The organism is Mycobacterium sp. IDUB_19, assembly GCF_055419445.1.
The window spans coordinates 1-14,816 of sequence record NZ_JBVAXR010000011.1; the positions used below are offsets into that span (position 1 = coordinate 1).

15 protein-coding genes and 3 pseudogenes are annotated in these 14,816 nt (G+C 61.8%); 6 read left to right on the top strand and 12 right to left on the bottom strand.

Annotation, left to right across the window (positions count from 1 at the left end; genetic code table 11):
- Positions 1–245: 245 nt before the first annotated feature.
- From ACZY0B_RS11300 to ACZY0B_RS11340, 9 genes and pseudogenes are all read right to left on the bottom strand, one after another.
- A pseudogene (locus ACZY0B_RS11300) lies at positions 246–1,236 on the bottom strand (IS481 family transposase).
- A 573-nt stretch (positions 1,237–1,809) separates the two neighbouring features.
- Positions 1,810–1,971, bottom strand: coding sequence for a hypothetical protein (locus ACZY0B_RS11305; protein ID WP_463764195.1), 162 nt, complete (start codon positions 1,969–1,971; stop codon positions 1,810–1,812).
- A complete protein-coding gene (locus ACZY0B_RS11310) occupies positions 1,968–2,090 on the bottom strand; it encodes a type II toxin-antitoxin system Phd/YefM family antitoxin (protein WP_463764196.1) in 123 nt (40 codons plus the stop codon). Before ACZY0B_RS11310 ends, ACZY0B_RS11305 begins: the two co-directional genes overlap by 4 nt.
- A gap of 174 nt (positions 2,091–2,264) precedes the next feature.
- A complete protein-coding gene (locus ACZY0B_RS11315) occupies positions 2,265–2,612 on the bottom strand; it encodes a hypothetical protein (protein WP_463764197.1) in 348 nt (115 codons plus the stop codon).
- A 106-nt stretch (positions 2,613–2,718) separates the two neighbouring features.
- Positions 2,719–3,021 carry a DUF1330 domain-containing protein gene (locus tag ACZY0B_RS11320; RefSeq protein ID WP_463764198.1) on the bottom strand — a complete coding sequence of 101 codons (303 nt, stop codon included), beginning with the start codon at positions 3,019–3,021 and terminating at the stop codon, positions 2,719–2,721.
- A 273-nt stretch (positions 3,022–3,294) separates the two neighbouring features.
- Positions 3,295–3,441, bottom strand: coding sequence for a helix-turn-helix domain-containing protein (locus ACZY0B_RS11325; RefSeq protein WP_463764312.1), 147 nt, complete (start codon positions 3,439–3,441; stop codon positions 3,295–3,297).
- A gap of 31 nt (positions 3,442–3,472) precedes the next feature.
- The gene (locus ACZY0B_RS11330) at positions 3,473–4,684 is read right to left on the bottom strand and encodes an FAD-dependent monooxygenase (RefSeq protein ID WP_463764199.1); all 1,212 of its coding nucleotides are present in this window, start codon (positions 4,682–4,684) and stop codon (positions 3,473–3,475) included.
- A 1,060-nt stretch (positions 4,685–5,744) separates the two neighbouring features.
- Positions 5,745–5,933, bottom strand: a complete 189-nt coding sequence (locus ACZY0B_RS11335; RefSeq protein WP_463764200.1) for a hypothetical protein — start codon at positions 5,931–5,933, stop codon at positions 5,745–5,747.
- Positions 5,890–6,246: pseudogene (locus ACZY0B_RS11340) on the bottom strand (amino acid--tRNA ligase-related protein); the annotation flags it as partial. The gene ACZY0B_RS11335 and the pseudogene ACZY0B_RS11340, both read right to left, overlap by 44 nt.
- A gap of 120 nt (positions 6,247–6,366) precedes the next feature.
- On the opposite strand from ACZY0B_RS11340, the gene ACZY0B_RS11345 reads away from it, so the two are divergent.
- From ACZY0B_RS11345 to ACZY0B_RS11370, 6 genes and pseudogenes are all read left to right on the top strand, one after another.
- On the top strand, positions 6,367–6,924 hold the full coding sequence (locus tag ACZY0B_RS11345; protein ID WP_463764201.1) for a cupin domain-containing protein: 558 nt from the start codon (positions 6,367–6,369) through the stop codon (positions 6,922–6,924).
- A gap of 109 nt (positions 6,925–7,033) precedes the next feature.
- Entirely contained in the window at positions 7,034–7,894 is an 861-nt protein-coding gene (locus ACZY0B_RS11350; protein WP_463764202.1) for an SCP2 sterol-binding domain-containing protein, read from the top strand.
- Positions 7,895–7,967: 73 nt separating this feature from the next.
- Positions 7,968–8,405 (top strand): nitroreductase family deazaflavin-dependent oxidoreductase, encoded by a 438-nt coding sequence (locus tag ACZY0B_RS11355; RefSeq protein WP_463764203.1) that lies wholly within the window; start codon positions 7,968–7,970, stop codon positions 8,403–8,405.
- An 11-nt stretch (positions 8,406–8,416) separates the two neighbouring features.
- Positions 8,417–10,143, top strand: a pseudogene (locus ACZY0B_RS11360) (PEP-utilizing enzyme); the annotation flags it as partial.
- A gap of 111 nt (positions 10,144–10,254) precedes the next feature.
- A complete protein-coding gene (locus ACZY0B_RS11365) occupies positions 10,255–10,575 on the top strand; it encodes a hypothetical protein (RefSeq protein ID WP_463764204.1) in 321 nt (106 codons plus the stop codon).
- Positions 10,576–10,798: 223 nt separating this feature from the next.
- Complete coding sequence (locus ACZY0B_RS11370) at positions 10,799–11,707, top strand: helix-turn-helix transcriptional regulator (RefSeq protein WP_463764205.1); 909 nt, start codon at positions 10,799–10,801, stop codon at positions 11,705–11,707.
- Positions 11,708–11,947: 240 nt separating this feature from the next.
- Here the strand turns inward: ACZY0B_RS11370 and ACZY0B_RS11375 are convergent, their stop codons facing one another.
- The 3 genes from ACZY0B_RS11375 to ACZY0B_RS11385 all read right to left on the bottom strand — a co-directional run bounded on the left by ACZY0B_RS11375 (position 11,948) and on the right by ACZY0B_RS11385 (position 14,584).
- Positions 11,948–12,649, bottom strand: coding sequence for a hypothetical protein (locus ACZY0B_RS11375; protein ID WP_463764206.1), 702 nt, complete (start codon positions 12,647–12,649; stop codon positions 11,948–11,950).
- Between the two features lie 535 nt (positions 12,650–13,184).
- Positions 13,185–13,565, bottom strand: a complete 381-nt coding sequence (locus ACZY0B_RS11380; protein WP_463764207.1) for a VOC family protein — start codon at positions 13,563–13,565, stop codon at positions 13,185–13,187.
- 464 nt (positions 13,566–14,029) lie between these two features.
- Positions 14,030–14,584 carry a cupin domain-containing protein gene (locus ACZY0B_RS11385; protein ID WP_463764208.1) on the bottom strand — a complete coding sequence of 185 codons (555 nt, stop codon included), beginning with the start codon at positions 14,582–14,584 and terminating at the stop codon, positions 14,030–14,032.
- Between the last annotated feature and the right edge of the window lie 232 nt (positions 14,585–14,816).

A 14,816-nucleotide genomic window follows, 5' to 3' on the forward strand; every position in this document is an offset into this window, starting at 1 on the left:
TTCGGATCAACGCCTTCGACATCGACACCGCGGTGTGACCTGCCCAAACGTTGTGGAGCTAAGGGGAATCGAACCCCAGCCTCTACCTGCGGAAATGCCGCTTCACCTGCAGGTTCGCTCCATCTCGTTCCGATTTAGTGCCGCTCGTTACCTGCGGTTTTGTTTTCAGGTCTTGACGGCGTCAAGAGCAGCTGGGTTCGCAGAAATGGCTGGCGCGAAGTCTCCCACTCAAGCCTGCCGCTGAACTAGCTGTACTGACCTGAGAGGTTAGGTACGCGGGTGGCGGGTGGTTGGCCGCCGAGTGCGGTGTGGCCGCGGTGGTGATTGTAGGTGTGCAGCCACTGTGTGAATTCCTCGCAGCGTTCGGTGTCGCTGGTGTAGAGGCGGGCGTAGGCCCATTCGTCGGCCAGGGTGCGGTGAAATCTCTCCACTTTGCCGTTGGTCTGGGGTCGGTAGGGTCGGGTGCGGCGATGGTTCACTTCGCCCAGGACCTCGGCGAATGCCGCGGATCGGTAGCAGGACCCGTTGTCAGTCAAGACATTCCGCACGGTTATCCTTCAATCGCTGAACCAGGCATTGGCCCGGAGCCAAAATGCCGCGGCGGTGTCTTTGCGTTCATCGGCAAGCAGTTCGGTGTAGGCCAGCCGAGAGTGTCCGTCGAGGGCGGTGTGCAAAAAGTGATAGCCGCGTCTGGGGTTGCGGTAGGCGTTGAAAAGCCCAGATGCTCTGTCCGCTTTCGCGTTGCGGTTGCCCACGGTGCGGCCCAGCATGCGCCAGCCGCCGCCGGCTGGGATCTTGCCGAGTTTTTTGACGTCAACATGCACCAGGTCCCCGCATCGGGCCGTTTCCATGCGACGCACTACCCGCCCGGTGGGGCGATCCAGCCAGCGCAGTTTGGCCAACCCATAATGGGTCAGTACCCGGTGGGCAGTTGAGGGATGAACACCCAACAGATATCCGATGCGTGCTGGTTCCCCACCGCCGCAACACCCGGACCTTGATGATGCGCCGCTCGATTCGCGTCGGTGTGCGGTTGGGGCTGCGATGCGGCCGTGACGAGCGATCGGCCATCCCGGCCGCGCCCAGGACGCGATACCGACCCGCCCAACGCGCCGCCGTGGTCGACGACACCTGGAACCGTTCAGCGGCCCGCCGCAGCGGCCAGCCGTCGTCAACGACACAGCGGGCCAGCCGCAGCCGACCTGTTTCGGACAAAGGAGCATTACGGTGGGACACGAAGACCTCCGAGGTGAGCAGTGCGTTCTTCAGCAGCTCGCACTTCACTCGGAGGTCTTCGTCATGTCACCACGCCACGCCGTCACCAACGTCCGTGGTCAGTACAACTAGCGCTGGGCAGTGAATGACCTACTCGATGCGACGATCGCTACTCGGCGTTTGTTGTGAGGAGTCCTGTTGTTATCGCGATAAAACTGCAGCTAGCGATGTTGGCGGCGCGAGTTGAATCAAGCTCCAGCAAGTTCTGCTGCGGACTGACGGCGGACTGGCGCGGCATTCTGATATCAGGCGTGGCCGCCTTCAGCTAAGGGTTGGATGCTTCCCGTCACGTGTTCCAAGACGACCCGGGGACGCGCCCATACAGATGGTCATTGGACTGATGGCCATCGCGCGAGCTGCCAGCTAGCCAAACGGAGCCTGTTCGCTCACGGCCGAGACACCAGCCATGGCGATCAGCCGACTGTTGGGTGTCATTAGGGTTGACCGTTGCCCGGGCTGGGCCCTTACCGATCTGGATGAAGGCGATGGATCTCGGGAATCGCTCCTACCGGTCGTCTAGCTTGACTGTGACGGTCACCCGGCCCCGATCGTCGCGGTTGCGCTGTCGGCTTCTACGGTAATGACTGGGTTGAGGAAGCTGTGCACGGAGAACTCAACCATTGCTGTGGATTCCGGCAGACCGGCCGCGATGGTATTCAAACCTTCTGCGGCGATGCCCATATCGTGATCGGTCACCCGGACGTCAGTAGCGCGACGGGATGACCGCGGTCAGTGATCTCGATCGACTCCCCGGCGGCTACTCCTTCGAGGTACTTGCTCGCGTGTTGCCGGTGCGGGAGGCATGATCCAATCAAGGTTTCCCGGCGACATCGAAGAAGTGGAAGCCGACGCGGTCAAGCCCGGAATTCGGCGTACAACAGCAATACCGCTGTGGGGGTGTTGTGCCCAGTGATGACCACCGCACCGCTGACCACCCGAGAATGCCCGTAGGAGCCCACACGGGTGCTCACGAAGCCGCCGTTGAAGTATTAATATCGGCACAGGTTGACAGTGGCCTCGGACACGATCTTGTCGGCGTCCTCGGACGACGTCACTATGCCGGTCGCCAGCACGGCGGCTCTGCGCGCTTCGGGGTCGACCTTTCCAATTCCGTCGGCGGGTCTGGCAACCATGCAGGCCGCGTAACCGGCCTTGAGCAACGCTGCGGGGTCGCCCTTAATGCCGTCGCGCGAGACCAGCCGCAGGTAGTCGGTTTCGTCGCAGAGATACACTTGTTCCCAGCCGCAGTCGTCATCGGCATGTGCGATACCCACCGCCCACGCGCCACCAAGAGTGTAGGTACCGGCCGCCACAAGGAGCAGTATCACTTTCTTCATCGCTGCCTATCGCCTTCGTCGTCGCACTCGCGGAGTGAGCCCTTTCCCGAATCCCCCGGTATTCGCCAGTCACCGCGAGCCGAAAGTCCTTCCAGAACATTGTGATTCATGGTAGGCCGGTCGTGATTACCAGGTTCGATGCAGCAGAGCTTTGGCGTATCCCAACGATTGCCTGATACTCATCGCACTCATACCACGCGTGCGCCAGTTCCTTACTGGGAAACTCGATGAGTACTGTCCGCGTGAAGGGCCAGCTACCCTCGACGATTTCCACATTTTCGTCCAAGGTGACCAGCTTCCCACTGAAGCGGTCCAAAATCTCCCTATGGTCGGCCGTCGCGTACTGCTGGTAGCTATCCCGATCGTGGATCAGAATTTGCACGATCACGAACGTTTTGGCAGTCGACATGAGTGATCTCCTCGGTTGGGCGTCATTTCTGCAAACAAACTCGGCACGTGCAAGGGCCCTCCCATGGCTTTGAGGCTTCAGTAATGCTGAACCGCAAAGACTTTGAAATCGATATCGCGATGCCGATGCAGTCGGCGGCCTGTGATCGGCGACAACATCGCTTGCACGAAAATATCGGCGCGCTGGGACGCTGACTCTGAAAGCCTGACGCCTGGGCACGAAGTTCGTCACGTGCCCGCCGTGCCCGGTGAACGGGAACGCCGCACGGCGGAGTCATCCGCGGCTTTCGGCAATGGCGCGGTAGATTGTCGCTCGAGTGACCCCAAGTGCGGTCGCAATGGCGGATGCCACTTTCCCGTTGTCGCGCATCCGCCGGGCCAGAGCGGTTTGAGAAGCATCCAGAGCACTTGGCCGCCCAATTGCCTGAAGTCCACTTCACGTCGGCTGTCGCTCACGACGACGCCGGTAGCCCGTAGTCAGGCACCTCTATCGAGTCGTAAAACCGGATGCTTTTGTCAGTGAGCGTCATGACCATCCGCGTCAATCCGGTCGGCACGATCGAGATGGTACGGGCTACGCCGATGAGCATCCGCACCCCGAGCGTCGAGCCGGGGATAATGGTCTTGGCTGCGGTTCGGGCGATTGCGCGGCTGTTCACCACCGGATCGGTCATCACCTGCTGGTAGGCGGGGAAGGCAGCGATGTGGTCTCCGCCTGCCCGAGCGAGTTCGCCGGCAAGCACATAGGCGCCGAGCACCGCCAGACTCGTGCTGCCACCTATCGCCGGCCCTGGGCAGTAGCCGGCATCGCCGACGAGCGTTACGCGCCCACGTGACCAGCTGGTCAGCTCGAGTTGATCGATGGAATCGAAGTAGAACGCGCCGGAGCCGTCCAGTGACTCGAGCCAGCGATCGACGACCGGAGCTAGGCCGGTGTACGCGGCCCGCAGCAGGGTTCGCTGCTGATTCTGGTCGCGATGGTGGTACTGCAGGGGGGCGGGGGGGCGGAAGACGAATAGGGCGCGCGCATCGTCGAGATGGTCGGCGGTGTAGAGCATTGCCACTCGTCTCGCATCGAGTATGTCCAACGCTTCGCCTTCGCGGGCAAGGGCTTTCGGCACCGATAGAACCGCTAGATAGCCGCCGAGCCATCTGCTCTGTTCCGCATCGGAACCGAACACCAGCCGACGTACGCCCGAGTGCAACCCGTCGGCCCCGACTACGACGTCGTATCGGCATGGCGCAGCGCGTTCGAAGGTTACGTCGCCCTCGTCGGAGATCGTAGTGATCTCGTCGCCGAACAGGTACTGGACGTCGTTGCGCGTTGCGTCGTAGTAGATCTGGCTGAGATCGTCACGCATGATTTCGATGTGCCGGTCGGAGATAGCCGCCAACACTTTGCGATATTCGATCTCGGCCGGACGTCGTGCCCCTGCACGGTGCATCATGAGTCGGGTCGTACCGGTCGCGTAGGATTCGAGCTGCGGCAGAACGCCCATGCGCTCCGATATCTCCAAGGCAGGCCGAAACAGGTCGACCGCGTGCCCACCCGATTTGCGCAGCACAGGCGCCCGTTCAACGACCGTTACATCGAACCCGTGCCGCGTTAGCCAGTAGGCAAGCACGGGTCCGGCGATACTCGCGCCCGAGATGAGAATCCTCATGGCGTCTCCTTGCATTCGCATTGACTGTTTTGCCCACGTGGCACACGAAACGGGTCATCGCCGCCCGTCATACGCACGTCCGATACGGCCGTAGCGCTTGGCGCGCGCCGATGCCGGCCTTGCTGACACGTCCGTGAGGTCGCGATGGGCGTGGCTGGCTCCGCCAGCATCGCGACGTCGATCGTGCCGAACCTCTCCTTCGAGTCGAACGCGCCTCGGAGAGACTCGGCACCGCCGAGCAGGTTGCGAACGATCGAGCTCAGCACGGGAGTTCTACTGCGGCACTGCAGGTTCCGCGTCGGAATAGGCTACCAAAGTCAGCACGATTTATGGCAAGCGTGGCGATTTCGGGCGTGTTTCCCTCGGGGTCGCAGAGGTACACGTGGCTGAGCGGGTCTAGGCCACCTGCGACCGCGATTCCCTGCCACGATAGATAACCGCTTCCAGCAGTGAGGTCGTCAACGACGATCGAAACGTGACCGTTTCGCGAATCGGACTCCTGGCTTGGGCTGCCGTCGGTCGTTGCGCACTGGTCCAACGGACACTCCGTGAGATGCATCTGTTGTTGACCGATCTGCAGCAATGGACCCCGAAACCCCGACTCCAGCCGATGCACTTGTTTACGACCAAGTACACGGACATAGCGACCGAGGGGACGCTCAACATCCGAGGCTGTGAGTGACACGTAAACGACGCTCATCAGTTGTGGCAACTCAGAGACGTTGTCTTCGACATCGTCATGCGGCGGATCGTCAGCCGTGGTCTGCCGGGACAGGCTGCGAGACAACGGGACGGGCTGCAAGACAATAGGACTCACTCCAATCGTGGCCAGAATGCCGCCTAGATCGTCCCACGCCTACACCTTTGCAGCAAAGCCGCCCACAGTCCTTCCGGGCAGCCTTGTTCAACGGTGCCCCAGGCCATCGACCGCAACCAGTTGCGATCGATACCATGATGTCTTCAACCGCGGATCTAGGCCCCAGAACCGAACGAAGCGGATCCATGAACAAGTTCACTTACATGATGGCCACGATGACGTGCGGGCCCGTTCACAGCTTGCTCAGACGCACCATCGTGTCGCCTTGTCCAGTGTTAGCGTTGACGCATCGGGCATGGCCAGATCTGCCTCGACCATCCAAGCAATGTCGACGAACAGGTCAATCTGGATGACGAACGTACCTTTGGCCTCTTCGGCATCGCCGAGGTCACTGGCGCGACCGTGCTTCGCCAACACTTTTCGTGTCGACATCTATTCGGGACTCCTCGCGCTGCTGCGAGGTGATCGACGCCGGCGCGCCGGTCAGCGGGTCGACGCCGACGACGGTCTTCGGCAAGGCGATCACCTGTCAGATCGAGTCCACCCCACAGAGCAACGCGTTGATGCGGTGCCAGCCGAACGCGATGTGGCCGTGCAAAGATACGCCAAAGGTGAACGCCTCCAACAGAAATTCGAACTTCTCCTCGGCCTCGGCTTGTCCAGCCCCAATCACCGCGAACACCCGCTCCTCGACGTCGCGGCAGTGGATCCGAATTGAACCGCCGCCGATTTCGTTGCCGTTGCAGGAGGGTAGTAGCAGAACCACCATGACTCGGTTCGGAATGCCGCCTACCATTTCAGAGCTGGGGCGGCACACCATCATGCGCGGTGTCCACACGGTAAGTAACGACTTTCAGGAGGAACCATGCCAGACGGACAGCAGCGCGGCACTGGACAGGTAGACCACCCTCTGCCACCTCCCACGCCGGAAATGGTATTGGCCCCCGCGGACGTCTTCGACCACCTCAAGTCAGACAGCTTCGATGCGATCCCAGGATTTCCGGCGCTGGTGATGCGCGATCTCGACCACGTCAAAAAGCACACAGGCGGCGAGGTCTCGGCCGTCGTGCTGCGGGGCGTGCCGGGCGTCCAGTGGGTGGGCAGTCCCTGGCACTTGCATCTGCTCGATTTCCAACTTGCTTTCATCATCGCCGGCGAGGCCGACTTCAATTTCGAAGGGGTCGGTGTGATACGTCTGAAGGCAGGAACCGTGATGTATCAGCCGCCGGTGAACCGCCATCAGGAGCTGGGTGTCTCTGAAGACTTTGAGCTGCTTCTCCTCAACAACCCCGCGCGGTTCAAGACGACGGCGTTCATTTATGACGAAGACTCCGGCGCCTACCAAGACATGACCTTCGACACGGATGACCTCGAAGGTACGGAGCACCTCAACGAGATCCAGTACGCGGACGCGCCCAGCTGATCGCGTCGCGATCGCACGGCTGCACGTCGCTCTCGGCACGATTCTGTACCCGAATACTTCTCTGTACCCGAATACTTTGGCGAGCATTTCCGTCCCCTGGAGGCATTGAATGGCGACGACTCTGGACAAGATGACCGCAGACTGGCGCATTGCGGTGGGCAACGACTCCGGTCTTGGTGACTACACGGTCAAATACGATTTGCGTGGCGAGGGTTTCATTTTCATCGACCGCAACTCGGTGTCCAATGAGGATCGGCCGGCAGACCTGACGTTCAAGGCATCGATCGACGTGATCGAGGGGCTCCTCACCGGGAGGATCAACCCGAACACGGCGCTGCTGCGCGGCAAGCTCAAGGTCTCACCGATGTCGATGGCGCCGAAGATCGGCCCAAAGCTTGAGCCTTTGATTGCGCGACTACCCCACGGTAGTGACGCGACGCCTTCCGATGACGCGGACGTACTCGAGACCCCCCTCGAGGTTCCCCTGCCGCCCCCCGACCCCAGCATGCTGATGGCCGAGGCCGACATGTTCTCGCAAGAGGAGCCGGGCAGTTTCACACAGGTGCCAGGGTACGAGGGGTTCGAGGTGCGCCGCCTGACCCACGTCGAGAAGTACACCGGCGGCAAGTGGGGTGGAGTGATGGTCCGCCGTCTGCCTGGCACCTCATACGCCCGTAGCAACTGGCGTATGGGTGAGCATGACGTGCAGTATCGCTACGTCGTCAGCGGCTGGGCCGTAGTGGAACTCGAGGGCCAGCCCCCCGTACGGCTGGAGGCGGGCAGCTCGCTGGTGCAGCCGTCGATGAATCGACACCGCGTGGTCGAATTCTCCGATGACTTGATCCTGATCGAGGTGTCGTCGCCCGCCGATTTCACCACCACGGTGTGGGTGTGGGACGACGCGGCACAGGTTTACAACACGATCAAGGTCAACCATCTTGACGACAGCAAGGCGCTCAGCAAGCTCTGAGTAGCAAAGGCGGACATGGCTCGTCCTGGCCAAACTCAAGGAAATTCCACGACGACACGACGAGGACGACAGCATGGACACGCGCAAGCTTGATCCCATCGCCAAGCGGTTCAACAAGGTGCACCAAGCCGTGTATCGCAAGAGTAAAGGTCGATGCTGGAGCAGAATGCAGGGCGTCGATCTGATCATGTTGACGACGATCGGACGCAAGACCAAACAGCCGCGAACGACGGTTGTCGGCGCGCCCATAATTAGCGACGAAATGGTCCTGGTTCTGGCCTCGTATGCGGCCGGTAACCGCAATCCGCAATGGTATTACAACCTCTTGGCCAACCCGGCCGTCGAGATCCTTGTCAAAGGCGAGAAGCGCTCCATGATCGCCCGCGACGCGCTCGGCGAGGAGAAGGCCGAACTATGGAAGCGCTCCGTCGCAAACGGAGCATCGCTGGACAAATACCAGTCCAGGACCGAGCGCCCCATTCCGCTTGTCATCCTCGAACCTGCCGAATAGGGATCCCCTACGTTCAGAACATTCCAACAGTCGACGCAGCGGCTCTGGATGAAACACTGCCAGTACTGGCTGGGCCACCGGATGGTAACGGCGAGTTCGACACCCCGATTGACCCGCGCTTCCCGACGTTTCTGGCCACCAATCTGTCGGAGGCCCTGCCGGGGCCGTTCTCTCCGTCCTCAGCGTCGGTAACGGTGCGGGGTCTGCGCGCTGGCGGCGTCGCGATCGCCGACCGGCTCCGGCCTGGTGGCGTGATCCAACACGAGATCGCAAACGTACCGTCGCTGTGTTCGCACACCGTTTGTATGGCGGCATCACGGCGGCGCACTTTATAGCGGAAGCCGGTTTGCCGTTCGTCAAACCCGCAACGATCATCAGCCAGCCGTTCGGTCGCAGGGTGGCCGAGTTACCGGTCTTTGGTGAGCAACGTCTGCCGTCTGGGCACAGCCGCGTGACTCGGCTCGTGCGCACTATCCGCAACGTCGGGGTGTTCGGTGTCAATCTGGTGGCTCTTAGCGGTGGTTCGCGTTGGGACACTCGGGACTTCGTGGGCGATGTGGACCGGTTGGAACGACTGGTAGGTGACGATGTCACCCAACTGGAGGCCGGTCGGTTATTGAGCCTGATCATGATGGCGCGCGACCAAGTGACGTATGGGTGGATATTGGCGGGGGCGGGGTCGTTCATGGTCGGTACTGCCTGCAACGTGATCTTGCGGGCAGTCTGTGGCGACGATGTGACGCCCTCAGCTGGGCCGGGGTTGGTCAGCGCGCGGCCATTGGCCGCTGTGCACAGGCTGGCGTCGGCGGCGCGCAGCAACCCAGAGGTGGCCCGTCTGCTAGGCGGGCAGGACATTCCGCTTGATGCGCTATCGGCGGACACGCCGGACTTTTACGCCGCAGTCCTCGCCGAGCTGGCACTGATCGGTCATCGCGGCCCAGCAGAACTAGAGATGCGGTCTAACAGCTATTCCGACAATCCCGAGCTCCTGGTCCAGCTGGTGGCCAAGTCGCTGGAGCCGCACACAACGCCAGCACTCCGCCGATCACCGATCCCGTTGCGGGCCTTACCTATTGCGTTGCTAGCCGCACACCATATTCGAGAACGCGAAGCCCGTCGCGACAAAATAGTGCGTGCCAACTGGGTCCTACGCCGCCTGTTGCGCGAGCACGGGCGTCGGCTGGCCGAATCCGGCGATTTCGACGCCATGGACGACGTGTTCTATCTGCTGGTCGATGAACTGGATGCACTACCACCAGACGTTGTAGGCCTTGTAGCGCAGCGCCGTGCCGAACAACTCAAGCTGGCCGCCATCGTGCCGCCCCAGGTCTTTAGCGGCAGCTGGCAACCGACTGCCACATTGGCGGCCGCCCTGACGGCCGGAGAGACCATTTATGGTCTCGGCGTCAGCGGGAACCGCGTCCGGAGCCGGGCTCGGATCGTCGGACCCGAGAGCCTAGACGATCTACAGCCTGGCGAAATCCTCGTCACCGAAGTCACCGACGTGGGCTACACGGCCGTCTTCTCCTACGCAGCTGCCGTGGTGACCGATCTGGGCGGCCCGATGTCCCACGCCGCTATTGTGGCCCGCGAATTCGGATTCCCATGCGTCGTCGACACCCAGAACGCCACTCGGCGTCTCCCACCGGGAGCCCTGATAGAGGTCGACGGCAGCACTGGGGAAATCCGCGTGCTGAAACTCCAGCCCGAAAACATCGTCACGCAGGAGGAGAAATGATCATTCTCAAATCTCGGCGAAAACGGGGCTCCGCGGGACTCACTTTCTGCATCGCTTGCTGGCAGTAGGTGTGCCACACTCCGGTCCATATGCCGTCGTAACGTCGTCGTTGTGGGTAATCATGCGCCCCGGGCACAGAAGAGCGTGCCAAGTGAGTCGATAGTCGAAGGCGACTTGATATTTAGGACGACCGAGGCTCATGGCGACCTCATGCTGGTGGTGGAATCGGCGGGTAAAGGCAGTTACGGGGGTATAAAAGTGTCCGTCTGGCGTGGCGACATCTACAAGCTCGAGGGAGAGGGCACCGGCAAGAATTTCAAGTTCCTCGGAAATATAAACGCCCGACGCATGGGCAGAGGTGAATGGATGGTACCGATCGGCAAGCCCGTGACCAAGGCGGCCCCGATGGAGGAAGCGGACTACGAGTACTAATCGACCAAAAAGGAAGGCCAGTGCGGCCCTACGAACACGGCGTGGCGGCGACTATCCAGGCGCGCTGGGCCAAGAAGAGTCGTTTGGAGCAACTTGTCTGCGCCCGCGTCAATTACCAACCCACTAGACCGCTTATGTTTGCAGGCGATCCGATTCTCCACCGTGACGAGCGAGGAATCGATATGATCGAAGATCGGTTGGTCCATCTGAGCGGGGAAATTCGATGTCTGTAGAAACTCGGCTAGTCGCGGTTCGTAGTACAGCAGCTCTTGAGTCTGATTATCTGCGTTCCGCACCGAAGGTCGACGCTGCGCGCCGGGCGGAGCTGGCCGCGTTTCTGCGTGCCCGGCGCCGAGCACTACAGCCCGAGGACGTCGGCCTGCCCCGCTCACCCCAGCGCCGTGTTGTCGGCCTGCGCCGCGAGGAAGTCGCGGAGCTCGCATGGATTAGTGTCACCTGGTACACGTGGCTCGAGCAGGGGCGAGACATCGGCACCACCTCGCAGATTCTCGACTCGTTGGCTCACGCGCTCAAGCTCGACGAAAGCGGCTGGGCCTATCTCCGCCGGCTGGGTGGCCACCCACTGGAGACATCGGAGATGACGGAGGAACCCTCCGACGACATCCCCGAGGTGCTGCGTGTGCTCGTCGAGCAGCAGGGTCCCTGTCCCGCGCTGCTCCTTCGGAGCAACAGCGACATGATCGCTTGGAACGAAGCCATGGCGCGGATGTGGGTCGACCCGGCTACGGTCGAGCCCAAGCTCCGTAACGGTCTGTTGATGTTCCTGACCAACGAGATGATGCGCGCCACGATGGAGGACTGGGAGTTGCATTGTCGTCGCGGGATTGCCTGGTTTCGTGCCGAGGTCGGCAAGCGACTCGGCGACCCCCGCAACGAGGAGCTCGTCGAGCTCCTTCTCGAGCGAAGCGAACTGTTCGCCAAGGTTTGGCCCGAGCACCACGTCGAGCAGCTCGGATCCGAGCCCTACCACTATCGTCACCCTAAGCTCGGCGGCCTTGCTACCCAACACATTCTGTTGCGGCCGTACGGCTGGCCTTCCTACACGTTGCTGGTGCATCAGCCGGTCGACGATTCGTCACGTGCGAAGTTGGCGGAGCTGCTCGGGGATTGACCGTATTGGGCAGGTGTTCGCTGGTATGGCGGCAAGGCGTGGCTGTTGTGCGGACGTGGCGGATGCGCGTGGCTGTGGGGCCTGCGATCGAAGTTTGGGCGCATTTCTGGGAGGGTCGTGTAGCGCCGGGATCTGTGCGAGCCCGGGGTGCGGTCGATCCCCGGGGCCAACCGGCCAATGGGATCGACGCCGCTGATGCTGCATTGGCGCGACGCACGCAGTGAACAGGGGTGAATCGGGCTATGGTCCCCAGACTGTAACGATAGACGGTTTATTCCCGATGGCAGCATCGACCTTGCATCTGATGTCGATGGGTCCCGCCACAGGTTTACACCACCAGCCCGGACCCGGATCCCAGCCCCCGCTATGCCACGAGATCTCGACGGCGCCGCTGTACTGAAAGCCCGTCCGGTTCTCGGCGTTGATGTTCACTACCCATTTTTGGAAGATGCTCGCCGGTTCGGATCTGCATTGAGTACTCCCATTGGGGGCCGCCCAGATGTCTGTTATCTGAGTCTCGGTACCGCCGGATGTCGCGCCGGAACCGAATGTCGGCATAGTGAACGCGTCGGTGATGCCGCACGATTGGGCGCGCGTGATGTCTCCGGTGACGTGATATCCGAGCGCCAGCCTCAATCTGGCGTGAGCGGGCTCGTTCTGCGGTTGGCTCGGTGCCCAGGGATCTGAGGGCGAGCCCTCTTCGCCGGCGGGATCGGCCACCGACGTCACTGGTGGGCACCACGCCGTTAGTAGCACCACTGTCGCTGCCCCCTGCAGCAACCGCCACCACCAGTGGCGCCCACCCCTGGGCACCGCACCGACGAAGCCCGTCACCGGCGCACGCTGCATCCCGTAGCAACCCTTGTGCGCCTGCTTAAGTGCGCCCACCTGGCCGCTACTCGCAGCCGATATCAGCACGCCCCGGTCCAGCGAGTCGGCCATCTGTGTGCTCCTTTTGTCCGAAAACGATCTGCCGTTGTGCCTTCGTCATTGCTGGTAAAGAGAGAACGTCCGGCCTGAGCTGATGTGCCGTCCAGTGCAGCGTCGGATCAAGCCATCAGACGTATTTATGGGCTGTTGGCATTGCGAATCGGCTACCGCAAACATGTCCTGCCCTTTGTAGCCGGCCGCTAGGACCGCACCGAGCAGGTTCGCGGAACCGTCGCGCAACTTGCGCCAGCAGCGTGGGTGCCGCGGGCTCCGACTAACGAGATGATCTGTCTGAACCACTGGCTTTCCGTTTTGCCGTCGACGCCTCGGCGCGCTGGGGGCATCGGCGACCGCAATACCTCGTCTTCCAGGGTGGTGAACTCTAGCCGCGGCGGCGATCAGCGTAGGAAGCTCAATGGAACGATGGATCAGTGGCACACGAGCTGGCAAAGGCACTACGCAGGGAAATCTACAAGGCGGATTGTCGTCGATCGAGACACACAAGCGGCGCCACACTGTGGCGTTGCCGCTTCCGCGTCCGGGTTGACTACTCGGAGTCGGCATGGCCTGCGGTAAGCACGGTCAGTTCCAGGGTGTTTCCGTCAGGGTCGCAGAGAAACACTTGACTAAGCTGTTCTAGACGACCACCTGCGACGGTAAGTCCCTGCTCCGACAGAAACTCCCTCGCAGCAGTGAGGTCGTCTACCACAATTGCGACATGGTTGTTTCGTGGATCGGGATCCTTGGTCGCGCGGAGGCTGGTGTTGGCGCGCGCATCTGTCGGGCACTCCATGAGATGGATCTGCTGTTCACCGATCTGCAGCCATGCGCCACGGAAACCCATTTCCGGCCGCGGCAGTTGATGGCAACCGAGCACGCGGACATAAAAATCGAGCGAGCGCTCAAAATCCGAGACTGCGAAAGACACGTGATGGATGCTTCGAAGTCGCGGCCGGATGGCGACCTCGTTTTCGAGATCTTCATGCCCTGGTTCACCGCTCGCGGAATGCCGGGACCCGTTGTCAAACAATAGAACTCACCTCTTTTGGTCGTCAGACGGCTGCCGGCGACCGTTCTGCTCGTGCTGCATTGGCCTCTGCAGGCGGTGACGCCGGTGTCAGCAGGCTAAAAACCGCCGGTCCGGCACCGGGAAAAATCCTGCCCGAGGTCGGTGGCCACAACCAGTTACGATCGATACCAGGACGTCGTAAACCGCGGCTGTTCGGCGCCCCGTCGCACTGACGTGAATGCGGGTTTGTGTCAGCGGGTCGGGCGATCACGTGCGTGAGCCTCGGCTCGGCGAGTCCCACGAGCTCGACCGGCGTAGTTGCGCGACCAGCTGGACACCTTCCATCGAGGTGGTCTTGCGCGGTGGTATTAGGAGCCATCGGGCTACTCATCGAAGCGGAAGCCGATGGCCTCCGCCCCCGCTCGGCAGCCCAGCCGGTCTAGTTGCTGCCCGACGGTCGCGGCACTGACGATGTCATCCTGGTCGCGGCCGGTGATGATCACCAGCATGGTGCCCTCGGTCTCCCCCACCGCACGGAATGCCCTGTACACACCGGGCGGGAAGGACACCACGTCGTACTTGCCCAGCACCACACGGTGGGCGCCGTCTCGGCCCCACAAGTATTCGAAGGCGCCGTCGAGGACGACGAAGGTCTCGTAAGTCGCCGCATGCCGATGCAAGCCAGGGCCCTGTCCGGGAGGGCATTTGGCGAAAACCATGGTCATGCCCCCGCCACCGGTGATCGGCGCTCCTGCGGTGACGACCGTTTCGTTCCCGTCGGTGATGACAGGAAGAATGGTGCGCGCGTAGAGGAGATCCAGGGCAGCTGGGGGAAGGCCTGACTTCGCGATATGCGGCAGCGGCAGCAGCTCGCTGAATCGCGCGACCCTCCCGGTGACCGATGCGTCGGGGTCAGTCAGGTGACGATCCAAAGCCATCGTTGGCCATTCCTTAATCGTGTAGGGACACTCCGAGATCGATCTGCGGCGTTGGCATCGTCGTCGGCGGTGGCGGAGGTGCGAGGCGAAGGTGAGGCGCCCTCAACGCGGCCCCGACGAACGACTATGAGCGGCCAACTGAACGCCTTCCTTAGATACCACGGGTACACCCTTACGAGCCTTATCGGCTGGTGGTAGTACTTCTACTCTTGTGCCCTTCATCAGGCGGGTG

Coding starts and splice junctions, on each gene's coding strand:
- ACZY0B_RS11315 (WP_463764197.1), bottom strand. CDS start 2,612: ATGAAGAAAGTGATACTGCTCCTTGTGGCGGCCGGTACCTACACTCTT.
- ACZY0B_RS11320 (WP_463764198.1), bottom strand. CDS start 3,021: ATGTCGACTGCCAAAACGTTCGTGATCGTGCAAATTCTGATCCACGAT.
- ACZY0B_RS11330 (WP_463764199.1), bottom strand. CDS start 4,684: ATGAGGATTCTCATCTCGGGCGCGAGTATCGCCGGACCCGTGCTTGCC.
- ACZY0B_RS11335 (WP_463764200.1), bottom strand. CDS start 5,933: ATGTCGACACGAAAAGTGTTGGCGAAGCACGGTCGCGCCAGTGACCTC.
- ACZY0B_RS11345 (WP_463764201.1), top strand. CDS start 6,367: ATGCCAGACGGACAGCAGCGCGGCACTGGACAGGTAGACCACCCTCTG.
- ACZY0B_RS11350 (WP_463764202.1), top strand. CDS start 7,034: ATGGCGACGACTCTGGACAAGATGACCGCAGACTGGCGCATTGCGGTG.
- ACZY0B_RS11355 (WP_463764203.1), top strand. CDS start 7,968: ATGGACACGCGCAAGCTTGATCCCATCGCCAAGCGGTTCAACAAGGTG.
- ACZY0B_RS11370 (WP_463764205.1), top strand. CDS start 10,799: ATGTCTGTAGAAACTCGGCTAGTCGCGGTTCGTAGTACAGCAGCTCTT.
- ACZY0B_RS11375 (WP_463764206.1), bottom strand. CDS start 12,649: ATGGCCGACTCGCTGGACCGGGGCGTGCTGATATCGGCTGCGAGTAGC.
- ACZY0B_RS11385 (WP_463764208.1), bottom strand. CDS start 14,584: ATGGCTTTGGATCGTCACCTGACTGACCCCGACGCATCGGTCACCGGG.